Consider the following 26,119-nt stretch of genomic DNA (forward strand, 5'->3'; position numbering starts at 1 on the left):
CACACTTTCGCAGATTCGATACACACAAGGGGTGCTGGACGGATTGAGGCGCCGGTGTTTTCTGGAACACCCCTCATCCGTCGCCTGCGTCGACACCTTCTCCCACAAGGGGAGAAGGAAGGCGTTACTTACTTCGACCGTGAAAACGCCAGCCACAGGCCGCCACCGACCAGGAAGCTGCCGCTGATCCTGGACATCAGCTTGATGCGGCTGGCCGACAGCAGGCGCCCGGCACGGCCAGCGGCCAGTGCATAGGTCGAATCCGAGATGGCGGCGAAGATCATGGCGGTGAGGCCCATGACGACGATCTGCAGCGAGTAGTTGCCCTGAGGCGCGATGAACTGCGGAAAGAAGGCGCCGAAGAACACCAGCGTCTTGGGGTTGCTGAGCGCCACCAGCAGGCCCTGCAGGAAGAAGCCGCCGCGCGGTTTCCTTGCCGTTCCGTCGGCGTTCAGCGTGCCCTTGGAACGGAACATCTGCACGCCCATCCAGATCAAATAGGCGGCGCCGATCAGCCGTACCCATTCGAACCAATGACCCATGCCCGAGATCAGCGTGTTGAGGCCGATGCCGACGATGGCGATCATCACGGCAAGCCCGGCCTGCGTGCCGGCGACATTGGCGAGCCCGGCGCGGGAGCCATGGCGGATGCTGTTGGCGATGATCAGCGTGACCGTTGGGCCGGGCACCAGGATGATGACGATGCAAGCGAGGACATAGGCAGCGTAGAGTTCCAGCGACATGATTTTTCCTCAAGGATGCCGCCGGGGGCGGCGCGGACTGACGACAATCAATGCATGGCAGCGCAGCCGGCGCAAGCCGGCACGCTAAGAGCTGCGATGAGCTAATGCATCGGTTCAGGCGCCGGCCTGCCAGGGCAGCGTCGCCTCATAGGCGGCCGCCGCTCGGAGCACGGCAAGATCGCCGCGTGGCCGGCCGATCAACTGCATGCCCATCGGCCGGCCCTTGTCGTCGAAGCCGACCGGCACGTTGACCGCCGGGCAGCCGCCCAGGGTGGCGAATGCGGAAACCTGCATCCAGCGGTGGTAGCTGTCCATCGCCCGTCCGGCGACCTCGCGCGGCCACGGCGTGCCGACATCGAAGGGGAAGACTTGCGCGGTCGGTAGCGCGATCAGGTCAAAGCGGTCGAAGATCGACAGCAGCGTGCGATGCCAGGATGTGCGGATGACCGAGGCCGCACGGACCTGCGGCGCCGTCAGCCGCATCGCGTTCTCGACCTCCCAGACGGCTTCCGGCTTGAGCAGGCCACGCTTCGAGGGATCGTCATAGTGGGTTTTGAGAGCACAGCCGCTGCTGGCCTGGCGCAGTGTGACAAAAGCCTGCCACAGCGCTTCGAAATCGAAATCCGGCTGCAGAGGCTGCCAGGGGAAGGAGGATGCATCCGCCAATCGGCCGAGCGCTGTCTCGCAGAGATCGAGAATCCCGGCTTCGACCGGCAGATGACCGCCGAGGTCGCCGAACCAGGCGATGCGGCCGCCAGTCGTCCCTGTCGCAAGCCCGTCGAGGAACGAGCCAGGTTTCTCATAGGACAATGGCGCGTGCGGATGATAGCCCGCCTGCACGTCGAGCAGCAGGGCCATGTCGCGGACGTTGCGGCCCATCGGCCCATCGACACCCATCTGCGCATGAAAGACCTCGACGTCGGGTCCGCCGGGAACTAGCCCTTGCGACGGGCGGAAGCCAAAAACATTGTTCCAGGCGGCCGGGTTGCGCAGCGAGCCGCCAAAGTCGCTGCCATCGGCGACAGGCAGCATGTCCAGCGCGAGCGCCACCGCCGCGCCACCGCTCGAGCCGCCGGCGGTCAGCGCCGGATCGAAGGCGTTCAGCGTCGGCCCGAACACATTGTTGTAGGTGTTGGAGCCAAGCCCGAATTCCGGAACGTTGGTCTTGCCGATGATGATGGCGCCGGCGTTGCGGATACGCTCGACGAAGAAATCATCCTCCTGCGGCACGAAATCGGCGAAGATCGGCGAGCCTAGCGAGGTCCTGAGGCCCGTGGTCGAGGCGAGGTCCTTGATAGCGATCGGCAGGCCGAACAACGAGCCGGTTTCGGCATCTGCCCCTCGGGCATCGGCAGCGTCGGCCTCGCGCAGGATGTCGCCACGGTCGCGCAAGGAGACAATGGCGTTGACCAGCGGGTTGACCGCCTCGATCCGGTCGAGGAATGCCGTCACCACCTCGCGGACGGAAAGTTTCCTTTGGCGGATCGCATCGGCAAGTGCGACCGCGGACAGGCGACAGATGTCGCTGGCCGGCGCCACGGCATGTTTCGTCTGAGGGCGCAGCATCTCAACGCGTTTCCTGCAATGCCTGGTCGACATCCTTGGCCAGCGGAATTGCCGGCTGGGCGCCTGGCTTCAGGCAGGCCAGCGAGCCCGCCGCGCCGGCGCGCGTCAGCGCCTGTTCGAGCGCCAGGCCGGACGACAGGCCGGCGGCGAAGTAACCGCAGAACGTGTCGCCGGCGCCGACCGTGTCGACAGGGGTGATCTTCATTGCCGGGACGGTCAGGAAATCGCTTGGCGTCGCCGCCATCACGCCTTCGCCGCCGAGCGTCACGACGATGGTGCGGCCGGTCTTCCCGGCATAGTCTCGCATGCGCGCCGCCCGGTCGCGGCCGTTGAGAGACAGCGCCTCGCCATAGAGGTCGAATTCGGTTTCGTTGGCGACTGCATAATCGGCCTTGGCAAGAAAGGCCGCTGCTTCGCCCTGGAAAGGCGCGGTGTTGAGCACGGTGATGGCGCCAGCCGCCCTTGCCTGGTCGAGCGCGGCACCGACGGTCGCCAGCGGGATCTCATGTTGCAGGAGTACGATATCGCCCTTTTTGAAGAAGGCTTTGGAGAGGTCGCCAGGCAATACGGACGCGTTGGCGCCCGGCACCACGGCGATGATGTTCTCGCCGTCGTCGCCGACCATGATCAGGGCTGTGCCTGTCGACGCAAAAGTCTCGGCGACGCCGGACAGATCGACCTTGCCGTCGCGCAGTAATGCCAGCGCCTCGGCGGCGAAGCTGTCCTTGCCGACGGCGCCGACCATGCGCACCGGGGCGCCGGCGCGTGCCGCCGCCAGCGCCTGGTTGGCGCCTTTGCCGCCGGGCGCGGTGGCAAAGGTCGAGCCGGCTACTGTTTCGCCAGGGCTCGGCAAGCGGTCGACATTGGCGATCAGGTCGAGGTTGATCGAGCCGATAACGATAATCAAGCAAGGCCTCCTGCCAGCACGAATTCAAAAACTGGAGTGTCTTTTGAGCGTCCGGGCGAACGCAGGTCGTTCCTATTGCGCGGGAAGCTAGCCTGTAAGGCCGCGGCTTGCCAGACCACGCGAATGGTCCATCTCGATTTGTGCCTATTCACAGCGCACGGTGACCGTGCCCTGGTAGTTGCCGGCGGGAAAGATACCGCTCGACTTGGTGGCGGTGAGGTCGACCTGCATGGGGTGGGTGCCGTTGACGACACGCTGCGGCACGCTTCCGGAGGTGTCGACGCCGGTGCCGTCGAGGCGGTAGACGGTGCTGAAGTTGACGTTGGTACCGCCGCCGCTTGGCGCTGACGAGAACGAGGCGGGCGCCGGCGCGGAAACGGAATAACAGTCGAGCAGGTTGAGCAAGGTGCAAAGCAGCGAACTGGCGGTGATAGTGGCGGTCGCATTCGACCCGCCTGCCTGTTTGGAGCACAGTATGCTGATGGCAGGATTTGCGGTCATCGTTCCCGACGCCCCGACCATGATGGTGCAGGTGCCGATGATCGCCGCTTGCACCGGAAGGCAGAGGCCGACTAGTGCCGCTGTCGCAAGCAGCGCGCGGTTATTTCTTCTTCTTTTTCTTGCCATCGCCATTTCCGGTCCTGATGCTCCAGCCTTCGTTGGCCCATCCGGGTGATGCGGTCGCGGGAGCGGGAGCGCTGGTGGCCAAGCTCGCCGTCGGGCCGTCGGCGCCGAGGCCCATTTTGAGGAGTTTCAACTCCAGTTGCAGGCGCTCGACCTCAAGCTCGTAGAGGCGACTGCAATCGACGCGCTTGGGCGAGCGCCCGATCGGGATCACCACGCGGCCGTAGGTGGCGACGTCATTGTTCGACTGGTTGTTGCCTCTGATGACGCCAAGGTCGACATAGGCGCCGGTGCCCGATACTGCGGAGCGGCAGGTGGTGCCGCCGGAGGCGTGGACCTCGTCCTGCCCCTGAGGCAAGGTTACGCCGGGCAGGTTGAAACCGCTCTCATTCTGGTTGAGATTGTAGACATCCTCGGCCAGAACCGGCGAGATCCCCGCCGACATCGCTGCAAGCGCGACTGTCAGGATTTGCGGTGCCCAAAAAACTTGCCGCATATCTGTGCCTTTATCTGCGTCTGTTGATTGGGAAAGGGGATGCTTTCGGTACAGATACGCACTTTACGCTCGGCGGCGCCGCCGAAGGGCACGACCACAAGGACAGGACGCGAAGCCTGGGAAGCCAGTTGGAAGGCACTCGGAGAGATCCTGGCGGCCACCGGCTGAAAATCCTGATCGTAGACATGGATTTCGACCCTGATCTTCTGGTCGTAGGGATTGGCCGGGAATACGCGGACCGCGAAGACGTCGGTGAAGCTGTTGACCTCGCCCCGCATCGGCGACATCGACTGGGCAGCAGCGGCAATGGGCATCATGCCGACGGCCAGCGCCGTCGCCAAGGTTCGAGCATTTGTCAAAGGCCCCTCCTTCCGAGAGCTTATTCGCAGCGCACAGTCACCGTTGCCTGATAGTTTCCGGAGGCGAAGCGGTTGCTGCCGCCCTTGGTGCCGGCGAGGTTGACCGAAACGAGGTCAGCGCCGGGTGTGCCGAGGCTGGTGGCCGAGCCGGTCTCGGCGATGGAGTGCGTACCGGCAGCGGAGTAGGTCGGTGTCCAGGTGGTCGACGTGGTGTCGGCAGCCGGCACAGTGGTGATGGTGACCGGGTCTACGCTGAGCGATACGCCTCCGGTGGTGGTCAGCGTGACCGTTCCGGCCAAGCCGCCGCTGTTGTGCGAGCTTAGCGACTGAAGATCGGGGCTCACCGTCATCGTGCCGTTGGTGGCGACCACAAGCGTGCAGGTTGCGGTGATCGTGCCATTGAAAATGACATTTTGCGTTGTGGCCAATGCGGACTTGTCAATACAGGCGACCAGCAGGGCTGCGCCGAAGACGGCGCGAAACGATGTCATCGAGACCTCCCATTAAGCCGGATAGTCCGAGTTAATATGAGTCATCATCACTTTATCGTAGTTAATTTATAGTTAACTTGAACAATTGCTTAAAATAACAATCGCTAAAACAGAGGTTTCTTTTGGTTGCAATCAAGAAAATCCGATGCAATAATCGCACTTATACTTGATAAGTCCGGCATTTATAGATTCTGCGGGGGGTTCTTGGAGAGTCGACATTCACGACGACACTTGCCCTGCTTCCCAACCCAGAATGGCTCGCTTGCGGGTCAGACCCCAGTGATAGCCGGTGAGGTCGCCGGACTTGCCGATGGCGCGGTGGCAGGGAACCACGAAAGAGAGCGGGTTGGCGCCGTTGGCGGCACCGACGGCACGGCTGGCGCTCGGCGCGCCGATGCTGGCGGCGATCGAGGAATAGGTGCGGGCCTTGCCCATCGGTATGTTGAGCAGCGCCTCCCAGACGCGAACCTGGAAGTCGGTGCCGATCATGACGACATGCAGCGGCTGGTCGGGGCGCCACAGCGTCGGGTCGAAGATGCGCGCGGCATAGGGCCCCGTCGCAGCCATGTCCTCGACATAGATGGCGTTCGGCCAGCGGCTGGACATGTCGGCGAAGGCGGCGCGTTCCTCACCCGGATCGCTGAAGGCGAGGCCGGCAAGCCCGCGGTCGGTAGCCATGATCAGGGCAGTGCCGAACGGCGAGGGGTGGTAGCCGTAGCGGATGGTAAGGCCTGCGCCGCGCGTCTTGTAGTCGCCCGGCGACATCGCTTCATGGGTAACGAAGAGGTCGTGCAGCCGGCCGGGGCCGGACATGCCCAGCTCGAATGACGTTTCGAGCAGCGGCATGCCTGAATCCAGCAGCTTGCGGGCATGGTCCAGTGTCACCGCCTGCAGGAAGGCTTTTGGCGACAGGCCGGCCCAGCGGGTGAAGAGTTTCTGCAGGCCAGTCGGAGTCTCGCCGACCTCTTCGGCCAGTTCTTCCAGCGATGGCTGGTCACGATAGTCGAGGCTGATCTTCTCGATGGCGCGGCGCACGATTTCGTAGTCGCCGCCTTCGGGCGTGATGTCCTTTTTGAGAACGGCCGTCTGTGTGCTCATGGAACTGTCTCCTTGGGCAGGAATATCGCCCCTTGGGGCGTCGATCGCCACCCGAAACTTGCCTTCTTGCGGCGCGTACCCAGATAGACTCGGGTTTTCGAGAGCCTGTTCCATCCGATGAGGTCGGGATGGGGCTCTGTCTGTTTGTATAAGCATGATCTTTCCCGAAAACCGGATTCCACTTTTCGGGATCATGCTCTGACTAGGAATCGCACATGGCTGGCGAGAAGATACATCTGACCGGGGAAAAGGGGACGTTGCTGTTGACGCTCTACGGCAAGGCTCTGGAGAGCAGGTTGCCGGATACGCTGCTCGGGGATCATTTCGCCGACGAGGCGGTGCGCAAGATCGACTACGATTTCTCCAGGCTCAAGGTCGACACCAATCTCGGCGTCGGCCTGGCGATCAGGGCAAAGACGCTGGATGTCCATGTTCAGGACTTTCTCGCAAGAAATCCCGACTCCATCGTGTTGCATCTGGGATGCGGGCTCGATACGCGCATATTTCGTGTCGATCCGCCACAGGGCGTGGACTGGTTTGATGTCGACTACCCTGAAGTCATCGAGCTCAGACGCAAGCTGTACCCGTCCCGGGCCCATTGCCATCTGATCGCCTCGTCGGTGACCGAACCGGATTGGCTGGCCTCGGTGCCGCGCAATCGCCCGGCCATCGTGGTGGCGGAAGGCCTGACGCCCTATCTCCCTGCCAACGAGGGACCACGCCTGTTTGCGCGGCTCGTCTCGCATCTTGCCAGTGGCGAACTGATGTTCGACGCCTACAGCCGTTTTGGCCTGAAGCTGCTTCGCCTCAATCCGGCCATCAAGGCGACGGGTGCCCAGGTGTATTGGGCGATCGACGATCCGCACGACCTGGAACTGGCCATCCCAAAGCTACGGTTCGTCGATGACATCTCGGCCTACAAGCCTGAACACGCCGCCCGCATGGGCTGGGTCGCGAAGCTGTTCGTCCGCCTTTGGAGACACATTCCAGCCCTGCGCAAGGTCGGCAGGCTGTTGCGCTACCGGTTCTAGATCAGCGTGCCTTGGCGGTCGCCAGCGCCCGCGAAAAGGCGGTGGCGAAGGTCTCGCGATCGTCGGGATTGAGGAACCCGCCGATCGGCACGTTCTGTCCCTGTGCTTCCACTGTCATCCTGGTGATGCCGATCTCGGCGTGACGGGCGACCGAAAACCGCGCCCAGAACGGGTTGAAGCGATGCGCTTCCGATTTTCCGGATGGCGCGGTCTTGCGGATGTCGAGCCTGGTGCGCGAGACCGACACCTCCTCGCGGGCACGCGCGGCACGATAGTTGGCTCGGAAAGCGATGTAGACGGCGACCACGTCGAGGCCGAGGAAGCCGAACACCGGCCAGGCGCCACGCGACAGGAAAAAAGCGCCTGTCACCAGCCAGCCGAACAGCAGCGCGCCCATCAGCAAGGCAAAGCCGGTTTTGCCCAGGGACCGGTGCGGGGTCAGCAGCGCCTGAAAGAATGGCTCGTCGGCCTGAAATGAGGCGTTTGTGTCGCTCATGGCGGGATATTATAGGAAGGAAATGGCGAGCCCCAAGTCCAAAGAATCATCCATGCCCAAAAATGAGCTGTTGCCCGGCCGGCGCGACGGGTCGAACGCCAAGCCGCGTCCGCGGCCGGTGCGGCGTTCGTCGCGCTACAGCGCGGCCGAAGTGCACGAGGTCTTCCGGCGTTTTGCCGTCCAGCGGCCTGAGCCGAAGGGCGAGCTCGAACATCTCAACGCCTTCACATTGCTGGTGGCGGTGCTGTTGTCGGCGCAGGCGACCGATGCCGGCGTCAACAAGGCGACGCGGGCGCTGTTCAAGGCCGCCGATACACCGCAAAAGATGCTGGCGCTGGGTGAAGCCAAGGTTGGCGACCATATCAGAACCATCGGGCTGTGGCGCAACAAGGCCAAGAACGTGATGGCGCTGTCGCAGGCGCTGATCCGCGACCATGGCGGCGATGTGCCTGACGACCGGGATCGACTGGTCAAGCTGCCGGGGGTCGGGCGCAAGACCGCCAATGTCGTGCTCAACATGGCCTTCGGCCAGCACACGATGGCGGTCGACACCCACATCTTCCGCATCGGCAACCGGCTCGGGCTGGCGCCCGGCAAGACGCCGGAACAGGTCGAGCAGGGACTGTTGAAGATCATCCCGGACGAATACATGCGCCACGCGCATCACTGGCTGATCCTGCATGGCCGCTATGTCTGCAAGGCCCGTAAGCCGGATTGCCCGGCCTGCGTCATTGCCGACATCTGCAAGGCGCAGGAGAAGACGACCAGCATTCCGGCGCCGCTGGTGCCGATAGCTCCGCTTGAAACGGTTGCCGCCGGCGATCAGTAGCCGTAGCCGCGTGCCATCGCGGCGGCGAAGACCGGGATCAGCAGGAAGATGAACGCCTCGGCGCGGACATAGGTCTTGACGGATGCAAGCTCGGCTGCCGGCACCAGGAACGAGGGATTGGCGCCTGCCTGCCTGTTCCAGGAGATGAAGCGGACGGTCGGGATGATCGACAGCAGGCCGACGATACCAAACGCCGCCATCTTGGCCCAGAACACCCAGTTGTAGACGTAGAATTCCCAACCCTTGAGGCCATAGAAGACGCGGCCGATGCCGACGATGATGATCAGCGCGGCGATGATCCCATAATGACGGTCGATGCCGGCGAGCCGCTTGAGCGTGGCGGCGGCCAGGTCGCCGCGGATCAGCACGAATTCGGCGCCGATGATCCCTGCTAGCGAAAACACCAGCAGATGGTGGACGATGGCAAGCACGAGATCGGTGGTGTCCATGCTTTTTCCCTGGGTTTGACGGCACAAGCCCGTGCCTGAAAGGATTGCGCTTGCAGATGCTGAATCAGCCTGTCGCGAAAATAGCATCGTCGCGCCGAATTCCCATAGCGGAGCTTGAGACCATGTTGCCCCCATGGGTGCCCGTCGTATTTGTGGCGCGGCTTAGCGCGATTTTCTCGCCTGGAAGATGACATGCCCTGCCTTGGCCCTTGTCTGGCCCGGGCAATTTGCTACGCGCCGGGTAGATAAGCGAGGCAATCCCATGAACAATCCGCAAGCAACCAGCGCCCCTGTGATCGAGACGCAGCGAACCATCCTGCGGGCACACCGGCTGGGAGATTTCGACGCCTATGCCGTGATGTGGACCGATCCCGTGGTCACCCGTTTCATCGGCGGCAAACCGCGCACGCGCGAAGAAAGCTGGATGCGCTTCCTGCGTCATGCCGGCCTGTGGTCGTTGCTCGGCTACGGTTTTTGGGCGATCGAGGAGAAGGCGACGGGCCGTTTCATCGGCGAGGCCGGGTTCCACGACCTGAAGCGCGATATGCAGCCGTCGATCGAAGGCATTCCCGAGGCCGGCTGGGCGCTCGCTCCGGCCATTCATGGCGCAGGCTTCGCTACCGAGGTGGTTGGCCGCGTCCTAGCATGGGGCGAAGAGATTTTCGGGCCCGCTAAGACCGTCTGCATCATCGATCCGGAAAACGCCGCGTCGCTGAACGTTGCTCTGAAATGCGGCTACCGGGAAGTGGTGCGGACCACCTACCACGACGCCCCGACCATTCTGCTGGAGCGACTGCCCTGAGCGGCGTCATCGACTGGAGATCCCCGCGCGGCCAAGCATAGATCGCAGTGCGCCTGTCGCCAGCAATGACGACGAGGCGGGCCGTGCCAAGAACCGCCGTGTGGTTCTGGTCAAATTGAACTGACGCAGGTCCGGCTGCGGCGCCTTCGACCCCGCTACGACACAGCGTCCGCAGCGAGGCTCGCCTGCTCGAGCATGGAGGCGTCCTCGCCGAAGGCGCGGGTGGCGCGCGCCGCTGCCTCGAGCAGCGGGCGTTTCATGCGCTGAAGGAACGCCGCGTCGACGCGCGAGCTGGGGCCGGCCAGCGTCAAGGCGCCGAGCAGGGCCCGGCCCGGACCAAACACCGGCGCCGACACGCCCGCCGTCTCTGGGTCGCGGTCGCCGACGGCGAGACAGTTGCAGGTCTTGCGGATGGTCTCGTAGGGTTCGCCCTGCTGGCCGGAAAACGCGGCAAGCACTCGGCCACCCGACCCAACCAGCAGAGGCAGCACGTCGCCTTCGCGTATCGTGTAGCGGATCGGGTGCTTGGATTCGACGCGGTAGAGACAGGTGCGGACGTCGCCCGACCGAACATAGAAGGCAACGCTCTCCCAGCTTCGCTCGGATAGGTCGCGCATGATCGGCAACAGGATGTCGATCGCCACCACCGAACGCTGATAGAGCGCGCCGAGCCGGAAAGTGGCAGGTCCTACGCGGTAGCGGCCATCGTCCAGGCGCTCGAGCAACTGCCCGCGCAACAAGGAATGCGCAAGCCGCAGGATGGTGCTCTTGTAGAGGCCGGTACGGGCCGCGATTTCGGCCAGGCTGAGCGACCGATCGGCCGTGGTGAAGGCGTCGAGGATGGTGATCGCCCGATCAAGCGCGGCAACCCCTTCGGTAGCTGCGTGCCGGATGTCTGGATCAGCCGATCTGCTTGATGAGTCCATTGCGGTTCCCAATTCGGAGAAGGTCCTAAGCAGACACCGCTGGCTTCGCCAACGCGTCGTCTGCCTTAGGTTTCTTTGTTTGCCGCAGGTTCTTGTCGCAAAACCGCGGGACACTTTTGCGGAACCTGCTTAGCGGAGCCACTGTGTCGCGCTGCCGATGCGTTCTGTCTAGTAGAATATCGTTCCCGTTGACAGAACTCGGTAACATCTGCTTGAACTCGACTACGGGTCTGGATTCAGGCGCGTTTTGGCAGGCACCGGAGGAGGTGTCGTGATCTGGAGGAATCCCATGCTGAACAGACGCAGATTTTTGATGAGCACGGCGGCGGCAGGCGCTGCCGGCTTTGCAGGACTACATCTCTCTCCCGCTTTCGCCGAAGGCGCACCGCAGATCCAGATTTTCGTGCCGGCGGCACCTGGCGGCGGCTGGGATCAGACAGGGCGCACGATGGATCAGGTGTTGCGCAGCGAAAAGCTGATCTCCGGCTCGCAGATCACCAATGTCGGCGGCGCCGGCGGCACGGTCGGGCTGCCGCAATTCATCAACCAATGGAACGGCAAAGGCAATTCGCTGATGGTTGCCGGCATGGTCATGGTCGGTGCGATCATCGCCAACAAGGCTGCCAACAATCTGACGCAAGTCACGCCGATCGCGCGCCTTACCGGCGAGTTCGAGGCCTTGGTGGTGCCGGCGGAGTCGCCGTTCAAGACGGCAGCTGATTTCGTCGCCGCACTCAAGGCCGATCCGACAAAGGTTCCTGTCGCTGGCGGCTCGGCCGGTGGTTCGGACCACATCCTGTTTGGGCTGATCGCCAAGACCGTTGGCGTGCCGGCGACAAACCTGTCCTACGTGCCGTTCGCCGGTGGCGGCGAGGCACTGTCGGCGCTGCTCGGCAATCAGGTGGCGGCCGGCATCTCCGGCTTCGGCGAGTTCTCCGAGCAGGTCAAGGCGGGCGCGCTGCGGCTGCTTGCCATCTCGGCCGACAAGCGCCAGGACGGCATCGTCGCGCCGACGCTGAAGGAAGCCGGCATCGATGTCGAGCTGTTCAACTGGCGCGGGGTCTTCGCACCTCCCGGCGTTTCCGATGCCGACAAGGCGGCGATGATCACGCTGGTCGAGAGCATGGCCAAGAGCGATGCCTGGGCGACGGAGTGCAAGAACCGCAACTGGACGCAGATCCTGCTCACGGGCGACGATTATGCGAAATTCGTTGCCGAGGATACGGCCCGCATCGAGGCCATCCTGAAAGACCTCGGGCTCGCCTGATCTTCCCAAAGGGGGCGGCGTTGGCCGCCCCTTCTCGCATGGAATGCAAAGCCGGCATGAAACTTCGGTGAGGACCGGCCGTGCGGTGCCGGGCATCTTGGCCAGCTATCCTGGGCCCGTTTTCTTGGGGAGGACACTCATGAGCAGCAGTGACCAGCAGGCGGCGCCGTCGCGCCTTGCCGTGCCGGAATTGTTGATCGGCGTCGGGCTTCTGGCCTGCGCCGGCGCTGTAGCCTGGCAGACGCTGGCGATCCCGGTGTCGCCGCTCTACTCCAAGGTCGGACCGACCGTCTTTCCCTACCTCACCATGGTCGGTCTGGTGGTGCTTTCCCTGTTGCTCATCCTCGCGGCGCTTCGCGGCGGCTGGCAGCCGGAGGAGGAAAAGGAAACGCCGACCGACTGGAAGGCGATGGGTTTCGTCGTCATCGGCCTCGCCGCCAACCTGCTGCTGATCCAACCGCTCGGCTTCACGGCGGCATCCGTAATCATGTTCGTTCTGGTCTGCTACGGCTTCGGCAGCAAGCGCACGCTGCGCGACGTAGTGCTCGGCCTGATCCTGGCGCTGGCCGCCTATTTCGGCTTCGCCAGGGCGCTCGGCGTCAACATCGGCGCCGGCTTCATCGAGAACCAGCTGAACACGGTGATCGATGCGATCATCGGCACGTTTGGAGCCTGACGCCATGGAAACGCTCGGTCATCTCGCACACGGCTTCTCGGTCGCCTTCACCCCTGTCAATCTTCTGTGGTGCCTGCTCGGCACCACGCTCGGCACCGCCATCGGCGTGTTGCCCGGTCTCGGGCCGGCGCTGACCATCGCCCTGCTTTTGCCGATCACCTACCAGGTGGCGCCGGAGGCCTCTTTCATCCTGTTCGCGGGTATCTACTACGGCGCCATGTATGGCGGTTCGACGACGTCGATCCTGCTCAACACGCCCGGCGAAAGCGCCACCATCGTCACCGCGCTGGAAGGCAACAAGATGGCGCGGTCCGGCCGCGGCGGGGCGGCACTTGCCACCTCGGCGATCGGCTCCTTCGTCGCCGGCACCATCGGCACGTTGGGCGTCGCCTTCCTGGCGCCAGTGGTGGTCAAATTCGCGCTCGCCTTCGGCCCGGCCGAATATTTCTCGCTGATGGTATTGGCCTTCATCACGGTTTCGGCGGTGCTCGGCTCCTCGTCCGTGCGCGGCCTCACCAGCCTGTTCGCCGGCTTCGTCATCGGCATGATCGGCGTCGACCTGCAGACCGGCCAGCCGCGCTTTACCTTCGGCATGACCGAACTGCTTGACGGCGTCGACGTCATCATCTGCGCCGTCGGCCTGTTCGCCGTCGGCGAGACACTCTACATGGCTTCGCGCCGCTATGCCGGCAAGGACGAGATCGTGCCGCTGAGGGGCTCGCTCTACATGACATCAGCCGAATGGGCGCGTTCCTGGAAACCCTGGCTGCGCGGTGCGGCGATCGGCTTTCCGATCGGCGCCATGCCGGCAGGCGGCGCCGAAATCCCGACCTTCCTGTCCTACGCAATCGAAAAGAAGCTGTCGAACCACAAGGAGGAATTCGGTACCGTCGGCGCCATCGAAGGCGTCGCCGGCCCCGAAGCCGCCAACAATGCGTCCGCCGCCGGCGTGCTGGTGCCGATGCTGACGCTCGGCCTGCCGACCTCGGCGACGGCGGCGATCATGCTGTCGGCGTTCCAGAGCTACGGCATCAATCCTGGGCCGCTGCTTTTGACGACGCAGGGCAACCTCGTCTGGGGGCTGATCGCCAGCCTGTTCATCGCCAATGTCATCCTCGTCATCCTCAACCTGCCGCTGATCGGGCTGTGGGTGCGGCTGTTGAAGATCCCGGCCCCGCAGCTCTATGCCGGCATCCTGGTGTTCGCCACGGTTGGCACCTATGGCATCTCGCAATCGCCTATCGACCTGGTCATCCTCTATCTCCTGGGGGCGGCCGGGTTCCTGATGCGGCGCTTCGATTTCCCGACCGCGCCCGTCATCATCGGCATGATCCTGGGGCCACTCGCCGAAACCCAGTTCCGCCGGGCGATGACCATCTCGAATGGCGACTGGTCGGTGTTCTACAAGCATCCGCTGTCGCTGACGCTGCTGACGCTCGCCTTCATCGGCCTGGTCGGGCCGCATATCTGGGCCTATGTCGAGCACCGCCGGCGGCGCGGACCGGAGCATGTGCCGGGCGATGCCTGATCGATTTGAGCTGTCATGACCGAATTGCTTTCCGGTATCCGCGTCCTCGACCTGACCAACGTCCTGGCCGGCCCCTATTGTGCCTATCAGCTGGCGCTGCTAGGGGCCGACGTCATCAAGGTCGAGGTCCCACAAGGCGGCGACCTGGCACGCCAGCTCGGCGGCTCGCCAAAGCTCAACAGCGCCGGCATGGGCGCCTCGTTCCTGGCGCAGAACGCCAGCAAACGATCGGTGGTGCTCGACCTCAAGAAGCCGGCCGATCGCGAGCGGTTCCTCGATCTGGTCGCCAGCGCCGATGCGCTGGTGGAGAATTTCCGCCCCGGCGTGATGGATCGGCTCGGCCTTGGCTACGAGGCGCTGAAGGCGGTCCGTCCCGGCCTTATATATTGCGCGATATCCGGTTTCGGCCAGACCGGGCCGATGCGCGACAATCCCGCCTATGACCAGATCATCCAGGGTCTTTCCGGCATCATGAGCATCACCGGCACGCCAGAAACGGCGCCGCTGCGGGTCGGCTATCCGGTCGCCGACACGCTTGGCGGGCTGGTCGGCGCGTTCGCCATTGCGGCGGCGCTGGTCCGGCAGAAGACGAGCGGCGAGGGCGCCTTTCTCGACGTCTCGATGCTCGAATGCACGCTCTCGGCGCTCGGCTGGCCGGTCTCCAACTACCTGACGGCAGGGGTCGATCCGCAGCCGATGGGCAATGAGAACATGACCGCGGCGCCGTCCGGGGCCTTCCGCACCGGCGACGGGCTACTCAACATCGCCGCCAACAAGCAGGAGCAGTTCGTGGCGCTGTGCCGGCTGATCGGGCGGCCGGAGCTGGCGGTGGATCCGCGCTTTGCCGAACGCGAGACGCGCAAGCGCAACCGTGCGGCGCTCAAAGTCGAGATCGAGGGCGCTCTGGCGAGCGCCCCGGCGGCGGTCTGGGAAGAGACCCTCAATCGCGCCGGCGTGCCCGCGGGCAGGGTGCTGACGATCCCGCAAGTGCTGGCCGAGACGCAAGTGCTCGAACGCCAGGTGACCGCGAATTTCGAGGGCGTGCCGGGTATGGGCAGGCCGCTGACGGTTCTGCGCGGAGGCTTCATGGTCGATGGCGCGGCACCCCTGCCGACGAAGCCGCCACCGGCGCTGGGCGAGCATATGGACGAGGTTTTCGCCGATCTGCCGCCGCGCGCCAAGGCAAAGGCACGGGCATGAGCACCGAGAAGAAGACCGGCCGTGAGCGCGGCGAGGAATGGTGGCAGACCGATATCATCGAGATGCGGCCCGGTATCATCCGGCTTCGCGGCTACGAGATCCAGGATCTGATCGGCCGCATCAGCTTTCCGGCGATGATCTGGCTGATGCTGCGTGGCGAGTTGCCCAGCGAGGACCAGGCGGCGCTGCTCGGCATTGCGCTGGGCGCCGCCGTCGACCATGGGCCGCAAGCACCGTCGATCGCGATTGCGCGCATGGCTGTAACCTGCGGCGTCGGCATCAACAGCGCCATGGCCTCGGCCATCAACGTGCTCGGCGACGTGCATGGCGGTGCCGGCGAACAGGCGTTGTCCTTCTACGGCGACATCGCTGCCGCGCTCGACGGCGGCAGGACGCTGAATGAAGCCGTCACGACGCGGCTCGACCGGTTCTTCGCCGAGGAGAAGGGCTATGTGCCTGGGCTCGGCCATCGCTTCCATCCGGTCGACCCGCGCGCGCCGCGCCTGCTGGAGCTGACCCGCGAGTTTGCCGCGCGTGGCGTCGTCAATGGACGTTTCGCCGACATCGCCGAGGCGATCGAGGCTGACGTCGCCCGGCGCAAAGGGAAAAGGATACCGCTCAACATCGATGGCGCCACCGCCGTCATCTATGGCGAACTCGGGTTCCCACCGCCGCTGACGCGCGGGCTTTTCGTGCTGTCGCGCTCGGTCGGCATCCTCGCGCATGCCTGGGAACAGTCGCAGCAAGTCGAGCGAAACAAAGGCCCGCTGCCGCGCGAATGGTTGTGGGCCTATACCGGCGCGCCGGTGCGCCCCTTTCCCGAAGCGGGCGGCACGACCGAGTGAAGTCCAGCCTCAGGCGAGGTCGAGTGGCTCGGGCTTGGCAATCATCAAGTTCGCCACCAGGGTCGAAAGGTCCGGCTCGTCGATGAGCGTGGCCGCATCGGCGGCCGGCAGCCAGGCCCGCTGCCGCCGTTTGGCTTCCTGCCAGTCGGCCAGTTCCTCAGTGACCTCCAGCAAATAGACGATGACGTCGACGCGTACGAAGCGGTTGGCCAGCCGTTTCCAGTAGGAGTAGCTGCCCGCCGGCTCCTTCAGCGTCTTGCCGAGCACGCCGGCTTCCTCTCGCGCTTCGATGGTGGCCGCCTTGCGTCCGCTCTTGCCCTTCATCGGCCAGCCCTTGGGGACGATGAAGCGTCTTGTGGTTCGCGATGTGACCAGCATGACCTCGACTTCGCCACGCGCGTTCAGCCGAAACGGAATGGCGGCCACCTGACGGATGCTCTCGCCCTTCTTTGCCTTGCGTACGGCCTTTTTCTTGGTGGCTGCCATTCGTGGATCCAGTCGATGTAAATGCCGCATAGCGCGACAAGGCATCGTTGCAAAACCAAAACTTTCGCGTGTGCCGAAAGACACTCCGAATACATAAGTCGGCTAATAAATGAAAAACGCCGGCTTGTCAGCGGCAATTGCTCAAGGCGGTGACGCCGATTATCTGCGTCGTACAGCTTGGCTTGTATTGTGGTACCACCGGCTGCGGCTGCTGGACGATCTGGCGGTCCTGAGCACGATACTGCTGCTGTTGCTGCTGGTAGAGCTGCCGCTGCACCCGGTTCTGAAGGATTTGCAGGTCGTTCTGCCGGATCAGCGCGTTGTTGCCGTTGAGGGAATTGACGGCTTGCGCGGAAGCCGGCAGGCAAGCGCCGGCCAGCACTGCCGTCGCCAGCATTGCCGATGTGAAAACCATCGATGGTCGAAACGCCGACATCCGCTCATTCCCGCGTGAAGAACTCATGGCCTTAATATAGGGCGTCTGTGCGGCTGTGCCATATCTTGGGGCTGATCGAAGCAATATCGGGTTCTCGACCGCCGATGGCGGCCTCAGGGCGGCGGAGAATCTGCCTGACAGCCCCGCATTGCACTTGACGGAGGTCGTCGATTCGCCGCTCTATCGGTCGGCGCCCGTCGTGAGCTGAGTGGCGTCAATGGCGCCGGCCGTCAGCTATGACGGCGCCTCCGGCGAAACGGTTAAACAGAACGCGATCGGCGCGTCTCTCAAGGTCAGCATCCAGCTGGCCCCAGGCGGAGCCGGGCGGGAGGAGTCTTGATGAGAAAGTACGCGTATTTCGTTGCAATGCTGGGTGTAGCCTGCGTCGTCGGTGTGCCGGCCACGGCCGCGCAAACCAAGACCGCGGCGGCGCCGGCCGCCGATGCGCCGCAACTGCCCGGTGGCGCGTCGGCGCTGTCCGAGACCCATGGCGACTGGACGGTCAATTGCCAGATATCAGGCGCGACCAAGACCTGCAGCCTGTCGCATCAGCAATTCAACAAGCAAAACAACCAGCGCCTGCTGGCGATCGAACTGTCGAGCAAGACCGGCGAGGATGCCGCCGGTACGCTCGCTCTGCCGTTCGGCCTGGCGCTGGCCAAGGGCGTCAGCCTGAGCATCGACGACCAGAAACTGGATGGCAGCCTGCCATTCAACACCTGCCAGGTCGTCGGCTGCCTAGTGCCGGTGGCGTTCGATGCGACCCTCACGCCGCTGCTGAAGTCGGGCACCACCCTCAAGATCGATGCCTTCGCGGCCGACACCGGACAAGCGGTGACCTTTTCCATTCCGCTCAACGGTTTTGCCGGTGCCCTTGCCCGAACCGCGGAGCTTTTGTCCAATTGACCGCAGGGTCATGCAGAGCCAAATGACCTGAAGCGCGCCGTCGTCCCAGCGTTTCCGCTCAAACGACGGTCGTCTTCAAGCGTTCGGCGATCAGGGCGGCGAGCCGCGCCGCCACCTCGTCCTTGCTCATCTCTGGCCACTCCTCGACGCCGGCCCTGGACACGATCCGCACGCGATTGCGATCACCGCCCATCACGCCCGACGGACCGATGCCGCTTTCGTGCGACACGTCGTTGGCCACAATGAAATCGGCGCCCTTCTTGCGAAGCTTGGCTTCCGCGTTGCGCAAGAGATCCTGTGTCTCGGCGGCGAAGCCGACCACAAGGCCGGGTCGCTGGCTGTGGTGGCCAACCCCGGCGAGAATGTCGGGATTCTCGACCATGCGCAGAACCGGCGGTCCTTCGCCGGCGACCTTCTTGATCTTCTCACCGGCCGAGTTCTCGCTGCGCCAGTCGGCAACGGCGGCGACGAACACCGCGGCGTCCGCAGGCAGAAGCTGCTCCACCGCATCGCGCATCTCTTGCGCCCGTTCGACATGGATCGTCTTCACCCCGGCGGGATCGGCAATGGTGACCGGACCGGAGACGAGGCGGACATCGGCGCCGAGCCTGGCCAGTGCCGCCGCGATGGCGTGGCCCTGCTTGCCGGACGAACGGTTGGCAATATAGCGCACCGGGTCGATCGGCTCATGCGTCGGGCCGGAGGTGACGATGATCCTGCGTCCCGACAGCGGCTTGGGACTGACATCGAGCAGCGCCTCGATGGCGGCGACGATCTCCAGCGGTTCGGCCATGCGGCCTTCGCCCGCCTCATTGCTTTCGGCCATCTCGCCCCTGGCCGGACCGACAAAAGCGACGCCATCCTTCTGCAACGTCGAGCGGTTGCGGCGTGTCGCCGGATGCGCCCACATTTTTGGGTTCATGGCTGGCGCCATCAACACCGGCTTGTCGGTGGCGATCAGCACCGTCGAGGCAAGATCGTTGGCATGGCCGTTGGCAAGCTTGGCCATCAGGTCGGCGGTGGCAGGCGCCACCACCAACAAGTCGGCCTCGCGCGACAGCCTGATATGGCCGACATCGTGCTCGTCATTGCGGTCGAACAGTTCGGTGAAGACATGGTCGGCGGAGAGCGCGCCCACTGACAGCGTGGTGACGAATTCCTGCGCGGCTGATGTCATGACCACCCGCACCTCGGCGCCTCGCTCGCGCAGCCGGCGGATGAGATCGAGCGCCTTATAGGCGGCGATGCCGCCGCCGATGATGAGCAGGATGCGTTTGCCGGAGAGGCCGCGCGGCAAGGCTTTGCCTGCCGGTGCGGCAGCGGGAATCGCTACGCCGTGCGAACTGGTCAGCTCGCGGAGGGTTTTCTCGATCTGGTCGATACGGCCCACAGGACCGATCTGCCCTTCAACGGCGGCCCGGATCATCACCCGCGCTTGCTCCTCCATGGAGCGGTCGTTCTCCGCTGCCAATCGGCGCAGCAGGTCCTTGACCTCATCGTCCAGGTTGCGGATCGTAATGCTGGCCATATGATTGCACTCTACCGCTGTTGCTGAGTTCAATGATAGCAATGCAATCAGATTGCTGCAAGTTGCGCATCTAAACTCTGACGTGGCTGGGCGCTATATGATCTTCCAGGCAATGTAGACCAGCGTCAGGGCGATGACCCACAGCGCCAGGCGGCCGGAGCGGCTGTAGCGCGCCTCGGCCTTGCCGATGGCCCGGGCGGTGGTCTCGTCGAAGCGCAGGCCGTGCTCGGCCATCAGGTCGATCTCACGCGACAGCCGGTCGGTGCGCGCCGCAAGCTCGGGCGCCTGGCGGGCCAGCGTCAGTAGCGCCTTGGCGCCATCGCGCGCATCGACCATCATGCCACGCGGGCCGAGATTGCCGGCGATCCAGCCGCTGACCACCGGCTCGGCCGTCTTCCACATGTTGAAGGCCGGGTCGAGCGTGCGCGCCACGCCCTCGACCACCACCATGGTCTTCTGCAGCAGGATCAGTTCCGGCCGCGTCGCCATGTCGAAGAGTTCGGTCACTTCGAACAGCAGCGTCAAAAGCTTGGCCATTGAAATGGTCTCGGCCGGCTGGCCGTGGATCGGCTCGCCGATCGCCCGGATTGCTTGCGCAAAGGCCGCGACATTGTGCTGGCGCGGCACATAGCCTGCTTCGAAATGCACTTCTGCGACACGCAGGTAGTCGCGGGTGATGAAGCCGTAGAGGATTTCGGCGAGGAAGCGGCGCTCCTTCTTGCCGAGCCTGCCGGCAATGCCGAGATCGACGGCGACGATTGTGCCATTTGCTTCGACGAACAGGTTGCCCGGATGCATGTCGGCGTGGAAGAAGCCGTCGCGCAGCGTGTGGCGCAGGAACGACTGGATGAGATTGGCGGCGATGGTTTTCAGGTCATGACCGGCAGCCGCAAGGCCGGCAATGTCGTTCATCTTGACGCCGTCGACCCACTCCATGGTCAGCACGTCGCGGCCGATGCGCTCCCAGTCGACGGATGGCACGCGAAAACCGGGATCATCCTTGGTGTTTTCGCCGAGTTCCGAAAGCGCGGCCGCCTCGAGGCGGAGGTCCATCTCGATCCTGGTGGTCTGCGCCAGCGTCTGGGTGACCTCGACCGGCCGTAGCCGGCGCGACGACGGAATGTATTTCTCCTGCAGGTGAGCGGCGAGGAAATAGCTTTCGAGATCCTGGAAGAAGCGGCGGCGCACGCCCGGCCGGATGACCTTTACAGCGACCTTGGTTGCAGCGCCGCCATGGATGGTTTCGGCAGCGTGGACCTGGGCAATGGAAGCGGCTGCGACCGGGTCGCCAAATTGCGCGTAGAGATCGCCGACCTTGCGCCCGAGCGAAGCCTCGATAGCCGCGATCGCCTCGGCTCTCGGGAAGGTGTGCATCTTGTCCTGCAACATGGCGAGATCGAGCGCCATGTCGTTGCCGACGACGTCGGGGCGTGTCGCCAGGAACTGGCCGAGCTTGACATAGGACGGCCCGAGCCGGACGACCGCCTTGGCCAGCCGGTCGCTGCGCTCATAGGCCAGCGCGCGGCGGCGGGTGAACAGCCGCGCCAGCCGCCAGCCGAACTTCGGCAGGCCGGACAGTTCCTCGCCCGGCAAGGCGGCGACGACGCCTTCGCGCACCAACACCCAGCCCGCCCGTACGAGCCGAAACCCAGCGCTGACGGTGCTCATGACCGTGCCCGTCCTACCGGTTCTTCGAACCGGCATGGCGCACGTGGACTGTGAGAAATGCGGTCCAGCCTCAAAGCTTCCAGCCCGAATGAAGTGCCGCGATGCCACCGGAATAGTTGCGGAAGGAGACGCGATCGAAACCGGCGCGCGAAATCATCGTCGCGAAATTCTGCTGGTTGGGAAACCTGGCAATCGATTCGACCAGATAGGAATAGGGCTCGCCGTCACCGGTGACCATCTTGCCGATCTTCGGAATGGCGTTGAACGACCAGGCTTCATAGGCCTTGTCGAGCAGCGGCATCTCGACTTCGGAGAATTCGAGGCAGAGGAACCGGCCGCCCGGCTTCAGTACTCGGAACGCTTCACTGAGCGCGACATCGATGCGCGGCACGTTGCGAATGCCGAAAGCGATGGTGTAGGCGTCGAATGTCGCGTCCGCAAAGGGCAGTTCCTCGGCATTGGCCTCGACGAAGTCGGTGTTGCCGGACAGGCCTTTCTTCTCGGCTCGATCGCGGCCGACGGCGAGCATGGAGCCATTGATGTCGAGCACGGTGGCATGGGCATTGCCGTGGCTCGCATCGACGATGCGGAAGGCGATGTCACCGGTGCCACCGGCAACGTCGAGCACGCGCCAGCCCATTCTTTTGGGAGGATTGAGCCAGGTGACCATGGCATCCTTCCACAGCCGGTGCAGGCCGGCCGACATCAGATCGTTCATCAGGTCGTAGCGGTTGGCAACCTTGTGGAAAACATCGTTGACCAGGGACTGCTTGTCGCCAGCCCCTACACGCTTGAAACCATAGGAGGTTTCCATGCCGCCCGCGGCCGTGGTTCTCTCAACTGACATTTTTTTGATCCGTCATAAAACCGGCGGGACCATAGCCGATCGATGGTGCGGGCGCTATTGTTTAAGGCGCGGTGTTCGGCCGCGCTTCCAGGTGTTGGGTTTTCAATAGCTGGACTGACTGACGGGATGATTGAATGCCTTTGAAAGCGGAATTGCACTGCCACATCGAGGGGGCAGCGGCGCCTGAACTCGTCATCCGCCAGGCGCAGAAATACGGCAGGGATACCTCGCCCTATATCCAGAACGGTTCATTCGTCTGGCATGATTTCACATCCTTCCTCGCGGCTTATGATTTTTCCTCCGATCTGTTCCGGTCGGAGGAGGATTATGCGCGGCTGGCCGACCATTATCTGACCAGCCTCGCCCGCGACGGCGCTATCTATTCCGAGGTGTTCACTTCGCCCGACCACGCCACGAAAGCCGGGCTGTCGCCGAAGGCCTATACCGACGCGCTTGGCGAAGGCATGGCACGGGCCAAGGCCAAGACCGGCATCGAGGGCCGCATGATCGTCACCGGCGTACGCCATGTCGGCGTCGAGTCGATCGAGCAGGCAGCACGCTTCGCGGCGCGCTGCGGGCACCCGCTGGTCACCGGCTTCGGCGTCGCCGGCGACGAGCGCATCGGCGACATGGAGGACTATGTCAGGGCCTTCGAGATCGCACGCGAGGCCGGGCTCGGCATCACCATCCATGCCGGCGAACTGACAGGCTGGGAGACCGTCAAGACGGCGCTCGATCACATCCGTCCCTCCCGCATCGGCCATGGCGTGCGCGCCATCGAAAACCCGGACCTTGTCCGGCGCATTGCCGATGAGGGTATCGTGCTGGAGTGCTGCCCCGGCTCCAACATCGCGCTCAAGGTGTTCGACAGTTTTGCCGACCATCCCTTTCCGGCCCTGCAGGCGGCCGGCTGCAAGGTGACGCTCAATTCCGACGATCCACCCTATTTCTGGACCTCGCTGAAGCGCGAATACGAAATCGCCGCCGAGCATTTCTCGATGACCGAAAAGGCGCTGACCGCCGTCACCAGAACGGCCATCGAGGCCGCTTTCGTCGACCGAAAGACCAAGACCGCGCTTCTTGCCCGCCTCAATGGCGCCGCTCGCTGATTTCTTCCGACAAAGCTGTGGTCGGTGCTGGCCAACGGTTCCTTGGCCGGCGTATTGCCGCTAGGGTTCACTCAAGCAGCTTGAAGCGCGGCGCGTCCGAAAGGGACCATGCGCGCACTTTCGGGCGCAGGCATCAGGAGAACACCATGCAGGGCGTCACCGTCGTCGACCATCCGCTTGTCCAGCACAAGCTGACCATCATGCGCAAGAAGGAGACCTCGACGGCCGGCTTCCGGCGGCTGCTGCGCGAGATTTCGCTGCTGCTCGGCTATGAGGTCACTCGCAACCTCGAACTGACGACGACGACGATCGAAACGCCGATCGAGACCATGGAGGCACCGACGCTGGAGGGCAAGAAGCTGGTTTTTGCCTCGGTGCTGCGCGCCGGCAACGGCTTGCTCGAAGGCCTGCTAGACTTGGTGCCCGCGGCCCGCGTCGCCCATATCGGCCTTTACCGCGACCATGAGACGCTGGAAGCGGTGGAATATTTCTTCAAGGCGCCGAGCGACCTCGCCGACCGGCTGGTGATCGTCGTCGATCCGATGCTGGCCACCGCCAATTCGGCGATTGCGGCGATCGACAAGCTGAAAGGGCGCGGCGCCACCAACATCCGCTTCCTTTGCCTGCTGGCGGCGCCCGAAGGCATAGAGCGCTTCACCAAGGCGCATCCGGATGTTCCCGTCTTCACCGCTTCGATCGACCGGCAGCTCAACGAGAAGGGCTACATCATGCCTGGGCTCGGTGATGCCGGCGACCGCATGTACGGGACCAAGTGATACCAAGCAAAGTGCTTGGTATGATTTACCAAATGTTTACGCAAAGGCGTGGTTTTGGCGTGCGTTAAAGCGGCAATCACCATCCGGGCTTATGGATCGGCCGTCAGGAAGGCCGATCCATGCTGCGCAAACTTCTCATCCTTGGCGTTTTCGCCGGCACATCGGCATCGATACCGATCGTGTATCAGTCGAATCCGCAAATCATCGAAAACCTGCTGAGATCGCCGATGACGGGCAAGGCCGCGGTCGAAGCCCAGCCGGACGTCAATCTGGCAGCGGTGCCCGACAAGCCGGTCACACCGCTGCTGCTTGGCCGAAAGGTCATCGTTACGGCTGACGAGCGCGGACATTTCTCGTCGGCCTTCAAGCTCAACGGACGTCAGGTCGACGGCATGATCGACACCGGCGCCACGCTGGTTGCCATCAACACCTCGACGGCACGCAGGATTGGCCTGTCGCTGAACCCTTCCGACTTCAGCCACGAGGTCAGCACCGCCAATGGCTCGATCAAGGCTGCGGTGGCAATGATCGACCGGCTACAGATCGGCAGCATCACGGTCAATGACGTCCAGACCATCGTGCTCGACGACAAGGCACTGCAGACCAATCTGATCGGCATGAGCTTCCTCAATCGGCTTGGCAAATTCCAGGCCGAGAATGGGACGCTGCTGCTCGTTCAATAATCTGCCGCGCGGAAGAATTCGCAATTAGCCGCGTGGAAGAATCCGCCGGATGACCGACTTGTCGGCAGCCGGCTTTGAGGCGCCAATCGCATAGGCCGAAATCACAGCGGCGGCGGCCGCCTCGGCATCGGCCAATGAGCGGGCATGGATCAGCGCCAGCGGCTCGCCAGCCCGAACCTCCGCGCCGACCGGCAGCAGCCTGGTGATGCCGACCGCGTGATCGACCTTGTCGTCCGGCCGCGTGCGTCCGCCTCCTAGGCCAACCACGGCGAGCCCGATGTCGCGGGTCGTTATGTCGGTGACGAAGCCGTCTTCGGTCGCCTTGACAGCAAACTCGGTCGCCGCCACGGCCAAGTATTTATCCGGTTTCTCGATGAAATCGGCGGGACCGCCGAGCGCGGCGACCATGCGTGCGAAAGTGGCGGCGGCGCGGCCGCTGGCAAGCGTCTCGGTAGCGCGCCGCATGCCATCCTGGTTCGACGACACCAGTCCCGCCGATTGCAGCATTTCGGCGGCGAGCGCCAGCGTCACGTCCTCAAGCCGACGATCACGAAGACGGCCGGTCAGGAAGTCGACGGCGTTGCGCACCTCGACCGCGTTGCCGGCGGCCGAGGCCAGCGGCTCGTTCATGCCGGTGATCAACGCCGAGGCCTTCAGGCCCGCGCCATTGGCGATCTCGACAAGGCTGTTGGCAAGCGCGGTCGCGTCCCGCGACTTTTCCATGAAGGCACCGTTGCCGACCTTGACGTCGAGCACCAGCGACTGCAGCCCGGCCGCCAGCTTCTTCGACAGGATCGAAGCGGTGATCAGCGGCACCGATTCGACCGTGCCGGTGACATCGCGGATCGCGTAGAGCCGTCGATCGGCCGGCGCGAGGTCCGCGGTCTGACCGATGATGGCGCAGCCGGTTTCAAGCACCGCCTTGCGAAACAGCGCGATATCAGGCTCGCTGGTATAACCGGGGATCGCATCCATCTTGTCCAGCGTGCCGCCGGTATGGCCAAGGCCACGGCCGGAAATCATCGGCACATAGGCGCCGCAGGCGGCGACGATCGGCGCCAGCATCAGCGAAACATTGTCGCCGACGCCGCCTGTCGAATGCTTGTCGGTGACCGGGCCGGGCAAGTCCGACCAGTCGAGCACGTCACCGGAATCGCGCATCGCCAGCGTCAGTGCTACCGCCTCGTCGCGGCTCATGCCGTTGAAGAACACCGCCATGGCGAAGGCGCCGACCTGGCCGTCCGAAACGGCCCCTTCGGTGATGCCTTCACCCAACATTACAGGGTGCCGCCATTCTCGACGGGGTGGTATCTCATTTAACCGTCACGGATCCGCGCCACGGCCTTG

The 26,119-nt window shown here is 63.9% G+C and carries 28 protein-coding genes and 1 pseudogene; 12 read left to right on the plus strand and 17 right to left on the minus strand.

Annotation, left to right across the window (positions count from 1 at the left end):
• Window positions 1-128: 128 nt before the first annotated feature.
• From AC07FD_RS17110 to AC07FD_RS17145, 8 genes are all read right to left on the minus strand, one after another.
• Window positions 129-743, minus strand: a complete 615-nt coding sequence (locus tag AC07FD_RS17110; protein WP_095084705.1) for a LysE family translocator — start codon at window positions 741-743, stop codon at window positions 129-131.
• A gap of 114 nt (window positions 744-857) precedes the next feature.
• Entirely contained in the window at window positions 858-2,309 is a 1,452-nt protein-coding gene (locus AC07FD_RS17115; RefSeq protein ID WP_478350801.1) for an amidase, read from the minus strand.
• A gap of 1 nt (window position 2,310) precedes the next feature.
• Entirely contained in the window at window positions 2,311-3,216 is a 906-nt protein-coding gene (locus AC07FD_RS17120) for a ribokinase (RefSeq protein ID WP_478350802.1), read from the minus strand.
• Window positions 3,217-3,360: 144 nt separating this feature from the next.
• On the minus strand, window positions 3,361-3,843 hold the full coding sequence (locus AC07FD_RS17125; protein ID WP_478350803.1) for a hypothetical protein: 483 nt from the start codon (window positions 3,841-3,843) through the stop codon (window positions 3,361-3,363).
• On the minus strand, window positions 3,818-4,336 hold the full coding sequence (locus AC07FD_RS17130; RefSeq protein WP_478350804.1) for a hypothetical protein: 519 nt from the start codon (window positions 4,334-4,336) through the stop codon (window positions 3,818-3,820). The genes AC07FD_RS17125 and AC07FD_RS17130 overlap by 26 nt, the downstream gene beginning before the upstream one ends.
• The gene (locus tag AC07FD_RS17135) at window positions 4,303-4,695 is read right to left on the minus strand and encodes a hypothetical protein (RefSeq protein WP_478350805.1); all 393 of its coding nucleotides are present in this window, start codon (window positions 4,693-4,695) and stop codon (window positions 4,303-4,305) included. The genes AC07FD_RS17130 and AC07FD_RS17135 overlap by 34 nt, the downstream gene beginning before the upstream one ends.
• A gap of 20 nt (window positions 4,696-4,715) precedes the next feature.
• Window positions 4,716-5,186 (minus strand): hypothetical protein, encoded by a 471-nt coding sequence (locus AC07FD_RS17140; protein WP_478350806.1) that lies wholly within the window; start codon window positions 5,184-5,186, stop codon window positions 4,716-4,718.
• A 219-nt stretch (window positions 5,187-5,405) separates the two neighbouring features.
• Complete coding sequence (locus AC07FD_RS17145) at window positions 5,406-6,284, minus strand: methylated-DNA--[protein]-cysteine S-methyltransferase (protein ID WP_478350807.1); 879 nt, start codon at window positions 6,282-6,284, stop codon at window positions 5,406-5,408.
• 215 nt (window positions 6,285-6,499) lie between these two features.
• Between AC07FD_RS17145 and AC07FD_RS17150 the strand changes: the two genes are divergently transcribed.
• Window positions 6,500-7,315, plus strand: a complete 816-nt coding sequence (locus tag AC07FD_RS17150) for a class I SAM-dependent methyltransferase (protein WP_477414430.1) — start codon at window positions 6,500-6,502, stop codon at window positions 7,313-7,315.
• Window position 7,316: 1 nt separating this feature from the next.
• On the opposite strand, the gene AC07FD_RS17155 is transcribed toward AC07FD_RS17150, so the two are convergent.
• The gene (locus AC07FD_RS17155; protein WP_477285691.1) at window positions 7,317-7,811 is read right to left on the minus strand and encodes a DUF2244 domain-containing protein; all 495 of its coding nucleotides are present in this window, start codon (window positions 7,809-7,811) and stop codon (window positions 7,317-7,319) included.
• A 22-nt stretch (window positions 7,812-7,833) separates the two neighbouring features.
• Between AC07FD_RS17155 and nth the strand changes: the two genes are divergently transcribed.
• A complete protein-coding gene (nth, locus tag AC07FD_RS17160; RefSeq protein ID WP_478350808.1) occupies window positions 7,834-8,640 on the plus strand; it encodes an endonuclease III in 807 nt (268 codons plus the stop codon).
• Here nth and AC07FD_RS17165 read toward each other — a convergent pair.
• Window positions 8,634-9,089, minus strand: coding sequence for a DUF2214 family protein (locus tag AC07FD_RS17165; RefSeq protein ID WP_477414424.1), 456 nt, complete (start codon window positions 9,087-9,089; stop codon window positions 8,634-8,636). The two genes, nth and AC07FD_RS17165, sit on opposite strands and share 7 nt — an antisense overlap.
• A 262-nt stretch (window positions 9,090-9,351) precedes the next feature.
• On the opposite strand from AC07FD_RS17165, the gene AC07FD_RS17170 reads away from it, so the two are divergent.
• Window positions 9,352-9,891: a GNAT family N-acetyltransferase gene (locus AC07FD_RS17170; RefSeq protein ID WP_478350809.1), complete on the plus strand. Its 540-nt coding sequence runs from the start codon at window positions 9,352-9,354 to the stop codon at window positions 9,889-9,891.
• A gap of 155 nt (window positions 9,892-10,046) precedes the next feature.
• On the opposite strand, the gene AC07FD_RS17175 is transcribed toward AC07FD_RS17170, so the two are convergent.
• Window positions 10,047-10,817: an IclR family transcriptional regulator gene (locus AC07FD_RS17175; protein WP_478350810.1), complete on the minus strand. Its 771-nt coding sequence runs from the start codon at window positions 10,815-10,817 to the stop codon at window positions 10,047-10,049.
• Between the two features lie 289 nt (window positions 10,818-11,106).
• On the opposite strand from AC07FD_RS17175, the gene AC07FD_RS17180 reads away from it, so the two are divergent.
• The 5 genes from AC07FD_RS17180 to AC07FD_RS17200 all read left to right on the plus strand — a co-directional run bounded on the left by AC07FD_RS17180 (window position 11,107) and on the right by AC07FD_RS17200 (window position 16,333).
• On the plus strand, window positions 11,107-12,084 hold the full coding sequence (locus tag AC07FD_RS17180; RefSeq protein WP_478350811.1) for a Bug family tripartite tricarboxylate transporter substrate binding protein: 978 nt from the start codon (window positions 11,107-11,109) through the stop codon (window positions 12,082-12,084).
• A gap of 139 nt (window positions 12,085-12,223) precedes the next feature.
• Window positions 12,224-12,760, plus strand: a complete 537-nt coding sequence (locus AC07FD_RS17185) for a tripartite tricarboxylate transporter TctB family protein (protein WP_478350812.1) — start codon at window positions 12,224-12,226, stop codon at window positions 12,758-12,760.
• Between the two features lie 4 nt (window positions 12,761-12,764).
• On the plus strand, window positions 12,765-14,288 hold the full coding sequence (locus AC07FD_RS17190) for a tripartite tricarboxylate transporter permease (RefSeq protein WP_478350813.1): 1,524 nt from the start codon (window positions 12,765-12,767) through the stop codon (window positions 14,286-14,288).
• A gap of 15 nt (window positions 14,289-14,303) precedes the next feature.
• Window positions 14,304-15,488 (plus strand): CaiB/BaiF CoA transferase family protein, encoded by a 1,185-nt coding sequence (locus AC07FD_RS17195; RefSeq protein ID WP_478350814.1) that lies wholly within the window; start codon window positions 14,304-14,306, stop codon window positions 15,486-15,488.
• Window positions 15,485-16,333 (plus strand): citryl-CoA lyase, encoded by an 849-nt coding sequence (locus AC07FD_RS17200; RefSeq protein WP_478350815.1) that lies wholly within the window; start codon window positions 15,485-15,487, stop codon window positions 16,331-16,333. Before AC07FD_RS17195 ends, AC07FD_RS17200 begins: the two co-directional genes overlap by 4 nt.
• Before the next feature lie 9 nt (window positions 16,334-16,342).
• Here the strand turns inward: AC07FD_RS17200 and AC07FD_RS17205 are convergent, their stop codons facing one another.
• Window positions 16,343-16,819 carry an NUDIX hydrolase gene (locus AC07FD_RS17205; RefSeq protein ID WP_478350816.1) on the minus strand — a complete coding sequence of 159 codons (477 nt, stop codon included), beginning with the start codon at window positions 16,817-16,819 and terminating at the stop codon, window positions 16,343-16,345.
• 127 nt (window positions 16,820-16,946) lie between these two features.
• Window positions 16,947-17,255 carry a hypothetical protein gene (locus AC07FD_RS17210; RefSeq protein ID WP_478350817.1) on the minus strand — a complete coding sequence of 103 codons (309 nt, stop codon included), beginning with the start codon at window positions 17,253-17,255 and terminating at the stop codon, window positions 16,947-16,949.
• A gap of 339 nt (window positions 17,256-17,594) precedes the next feature.
• On the opposite strand from AC07FD_RS17210, the gene AC07FD_RS17215 reads away from it, so the two are divergent.
• Window positions 17,595-18,161 (plus strand): invasion associated locus B family protein, encoded by a 567-nt coding sequence (locus AC07FD_RS17215; protein WP_478350818.1) that lies wholly within the window; start codon window positions 17,595-17,597, stop codon window positions 18,159-18,161.
• Window positions 18,162-18,219: 58 nt separating this feature from the next.
• Here the strand turns inward: AC07FD_RS17215 and coaBC are convergent, their stop codons facing one another.
• From coaBC to ubiE, 3 genes are all read right to left on the minus strand, one after another.
• Window positions 18,220-19,689, minus strand: coding sequence for a bifunctional phosphopantothenoylcysteine decarboxylase/phosphopantothenate--cysteine ligase CoaBC (coaBC, locus tag AC07FD_RS17220; RefSeq protein WP_478350819.1), 1,470 nt, complete (start codon window positions 19,687-19,689; stop codon window positions 18,220-18,222).
• Window positions 19,690-19,782: 93 nt separating this feature from the next.
• Window positions 19,783-21,357: a 2-polyprenylphenol 6-hydroxylase gene (ubiB, locus tag AC07FD_RS17225; RefSeq protein WP_478350820.1), complete on the minus strand. Its 1,575-nt coding sequence runs from the start codon at window positions 21,355-21,357 to the stop codon at window positions 19,783-19,785.
• A 70-nt stretch (window positions 21,358-21,427) separates the two neighbouring features.
• Window positions 21,428-22,204 (minus strand): bifunctional demethylmenaquinone methyltransferase/2-methoxy-6-polyprenyl-1,4-benzoquinol methylase UbiE, encoded by a 777-nt coding sequence (ubiE, locus tag AC07FD_RS17230; protein ID WP_111548752.1) that lies wholly within the window; start codon window positions 22,202-22,204, stop codon window positions 21,428-21,430.
• A gap of 134 nt (window positions 22,205-22,338) precedes the next feature.
• Here ubiE and AC07FD_RS17235 point away from each other — a divergent pair, with 134 nt between their 5' ends.
• The 3 genes from AC07FD_RS17235 to AC07FD_RS17245 all read left to right on the plus strand — a co-directional run bounded on the left by AC07FD_RS17235 (window position 22,339) and on the right by AC07FD_RS17245 (window position 24,772).
• A complete protein-coding gene (locus tag AC07FD_RS17235) occupies window positions 22,339-23,313 on the plus strand; it encodes an adenosine deaminase (protein ID WP_478350821.1) in 975 nt (324 codons plus the stop codon).
• A 146-nt stretch (window positions 23,314-23,459) separates the two neighbouring features.
• A complete protein-coding gene (gene upp / locus AC07FD_RS17240) occupies window positions 23,460-24,089 on the plus strand; it encodes a uracil phosphoribosyltransferase (RefSeq protein WP_095084682.1) in 630 nt (209 codons plus the stop codon).
• Window positions 24,090-24,208: 119 nt separating this feature from the next.
• Window positions 24,209-24,772: a TIGR02281 family clan AA aspartic protease gene (locus AC07FD_RS17245; RefSeq protein ID WP_457150930.1), complete on the plus strand. Its 564-nt coding sequence runs from the start codon at window positions 24,209-24,211 to the stop codon at window positions 24,770-24,772.
• Between the two features lie 24 nt (window positions 24,773-24,796).
• Here AC07FD_RS17245 and deoA read toward each other — a convergent pair.
• A pseudogene (gene deoA, locus AC07FD_RS17250) lies at window positions 24,797-26,038 on the minus strand (thymidine phosphorylase); the annotation flags it as partial.
• Between the last annotated feature and the right edge of the window lie 81 nt (window positions 26,039-26,119).

The sequence above is a fragment of the Mesorhizobium waitakense genome, from assembly GCF_056431085.1.

What these genes read in the sequence shown, in the direction of transcription:
- AC07FD_RS17165 (WP_477414424.1), bottom strand. Translation starts at nt 9,089, where the DNA reads ATGGACACCACCGATCTCGTGCTTGCCATCGTCCACCATCTGCTGGTG.
- upp (WP_095084682.1), top strand. Translation starts at nt 23,460, where the DNA reads ATGCAGGGCGTCACCGTCGTCGACCATCCGCTTGTCCAGCACAAGCTG.
- AC07FD_RS17190 (WP_478350813.1), top strand. Translation starts at nt 12,765, where the DNA reads ATGGAAACGCTCGGTCATCTCGCACACGGCTTCTCGGTCGCCTTCACC.
- AC07FD_RS17200 (WP_478350815.1), top strand. Translation starts at nt 15,485, where the DNA reads ATGAGCACCGAGAAGAAGACCGGCCGTGAGCGCGGCGAGGAATGGTGG.
- AC07FD_RS17235 (WP_478350821.1), top strand. Translation starts at nt 22,339, where the DNA reads ATGCCTTTGAAAGCGGAATTGCACTGCCACATCGAGGGGGCAGCGGCG.
- AC07FD_RS17205 (WP_478350816.1), bottom strand. Translation starts at nt 16,819, where the DNA reads ATGGCAGCCACCAAGAAAAAGGCCGTACGCAAGGCAAAGAAGGGCGAG.
- coaBC (WP_478350819.1), bottom strand. Translation starts at nt 19,689, where the DNA reads ATGGCCAGCATTACGATCCGCAACCTGGACGATGAGGTCAAGGACCTG.
- AC07FD_RS17170 (WP_478350809.1), top strand. Translation starts at nt 9,352, where the DNA reads ATGAACAATCCGCAAGCAACCAGCGCCCCTGTGATCGAGACGCAGCGA.
- AC07FD_RS17175 (WP_478350810.1), bottom strand. Translation starts at nt 10,817, where the DNA reads ATGGACTCATCAAGCAGATCGGCTGATCCAGACATCCGGCACGCAGCT.
- AC07FD_RS17185 (WP_478350812.1), top strand. Translation starts at nt 12,224, where the DNA reads ATGAGCAGCAGTGACCAGCAGGCGGCGCCGTCGCGCCTTGCCGTGCCG.
- AC07FD_RS17150 (WP_477414430.1), top strand. Translation starts at nt 6,500, where the DNA reads ATGGCTGGCGAGAAGATACATCTGACCGGGGAAAAGGGGACGTTGCTG.
- AC07FD_RS17155 (WP_477285691.1), bottom strand. Translation starts at nt 7,811, where the DNA reads ATGAGCGACACAAACGCCTCATTTCAGGCCGACGAGCCATTCTTTCAG.
- nth (WP_478350808.1), top strand. Translation starts at nt 7,834, where the DNA reads ATGGCGAGCCCCAAGTCCAAAGAATCATCCATGCCCAAAAATGAGCTG.
- ubiB (WP_478350820.1), bottom strand. Translation starts at nt 21,357, where the DNA reads ATGAGCACCGTCAGCGCTGGGTTTCGGCTCGTACGGGCGGGCTGGGTG.
- ubiE (WP_111548752.1), bottom strand. Translation starts at nt 22,204, where the DNA reads ATGTCAGTTGAGAGAACCACGGCCGCGGGCGGCATGGAAACCTCCTAT.
- AC07FD_RS17125 (WP_478350803.1), bottom strand. Translation starts at nt 3,843, where the DNA reads ATGGCAAGAAAAAGAAGAAGAAATAACCGCGCGCTGCTTGCGACAGCG.
- AC07FD_RS17210 (WP_478350817.1), bottom strand. Translation starts at nt 17,255, where the DNA reads ATGTCGGCGTTTCGACCATCGATGGTTTTCACATCGGCAATGCTGGCG.
- AC07FD_RS17115 (WP_478350801.1), bottom strand. Translation starts at nt 2,309, where the DNA reads ATGCTGCGCCCTCAGACGAAACATGCCGTGGCGCCGGCCAGCGACATC.
- AC07FD_RS17140 (WP_478350806.1), bottom strand. Translation starts at nt 5,186, where the DNA reads ATGACATCGTTTCGCGCCGTCTTCGGCGCAGCCCTGCTGGTCGCCTGT.
- AC07FD_RS17245 (WP_457150930.1), top strand. Translation starts at nt 24,209, where the DNA reads ATGCTGCGCAAACTTCTCATCCTTGGCGTTTTCGCCGGCACATCGGCA.
- AC07FD_RS17145 (WP_478350807.1), bottom strand. Translation starts at nt 6,284, where the DNA reads ATGAGCACACAGACGGCCGTTCTCAAAAAGGACATCACGCCCGAAGGC.
- AC07FD_RS17180 (WP_478350811.1), top strand. Translation starts at nt 11,107, where the DNA reads ATGCTGAACAGACGCAGATTTTTGATGAGCACGGCGGCGGCAGGCGCT.
- AC07FD_RS17215 (WP_478350818.1), top strand. Translation starts at nt 17,595, where the DNA reads ATGAGAAAGTACGCGTATTTCGTTGCAATGCTGGGTGTAGCCTGCGTC.
- AC07FD_RS17130 (WP_478350804.1), bottom strand. Translation starts at nt 4,336, where the DNA reads ATGCGGCAAGTTTTTTGGGCACCGCAAATCCTGACAGTCGCGCTTGCA.
- AC07FD_RS17110 (WP_095084705.1), bottom strand. Translation starts at nt 743, where the DNA reads ATGTCGCTGGAACTCTACGCTGCCTATGTCCTCGCTTGCATCGTCATC.
- AC07FD_RS17195 (WP_478350814.1), top strand. Translation starts at nt 14,304, where the DNA reads ATGACCGAATTGCTTTCCGGTATCCGCGTCCTCGACCTGACCAACGTC.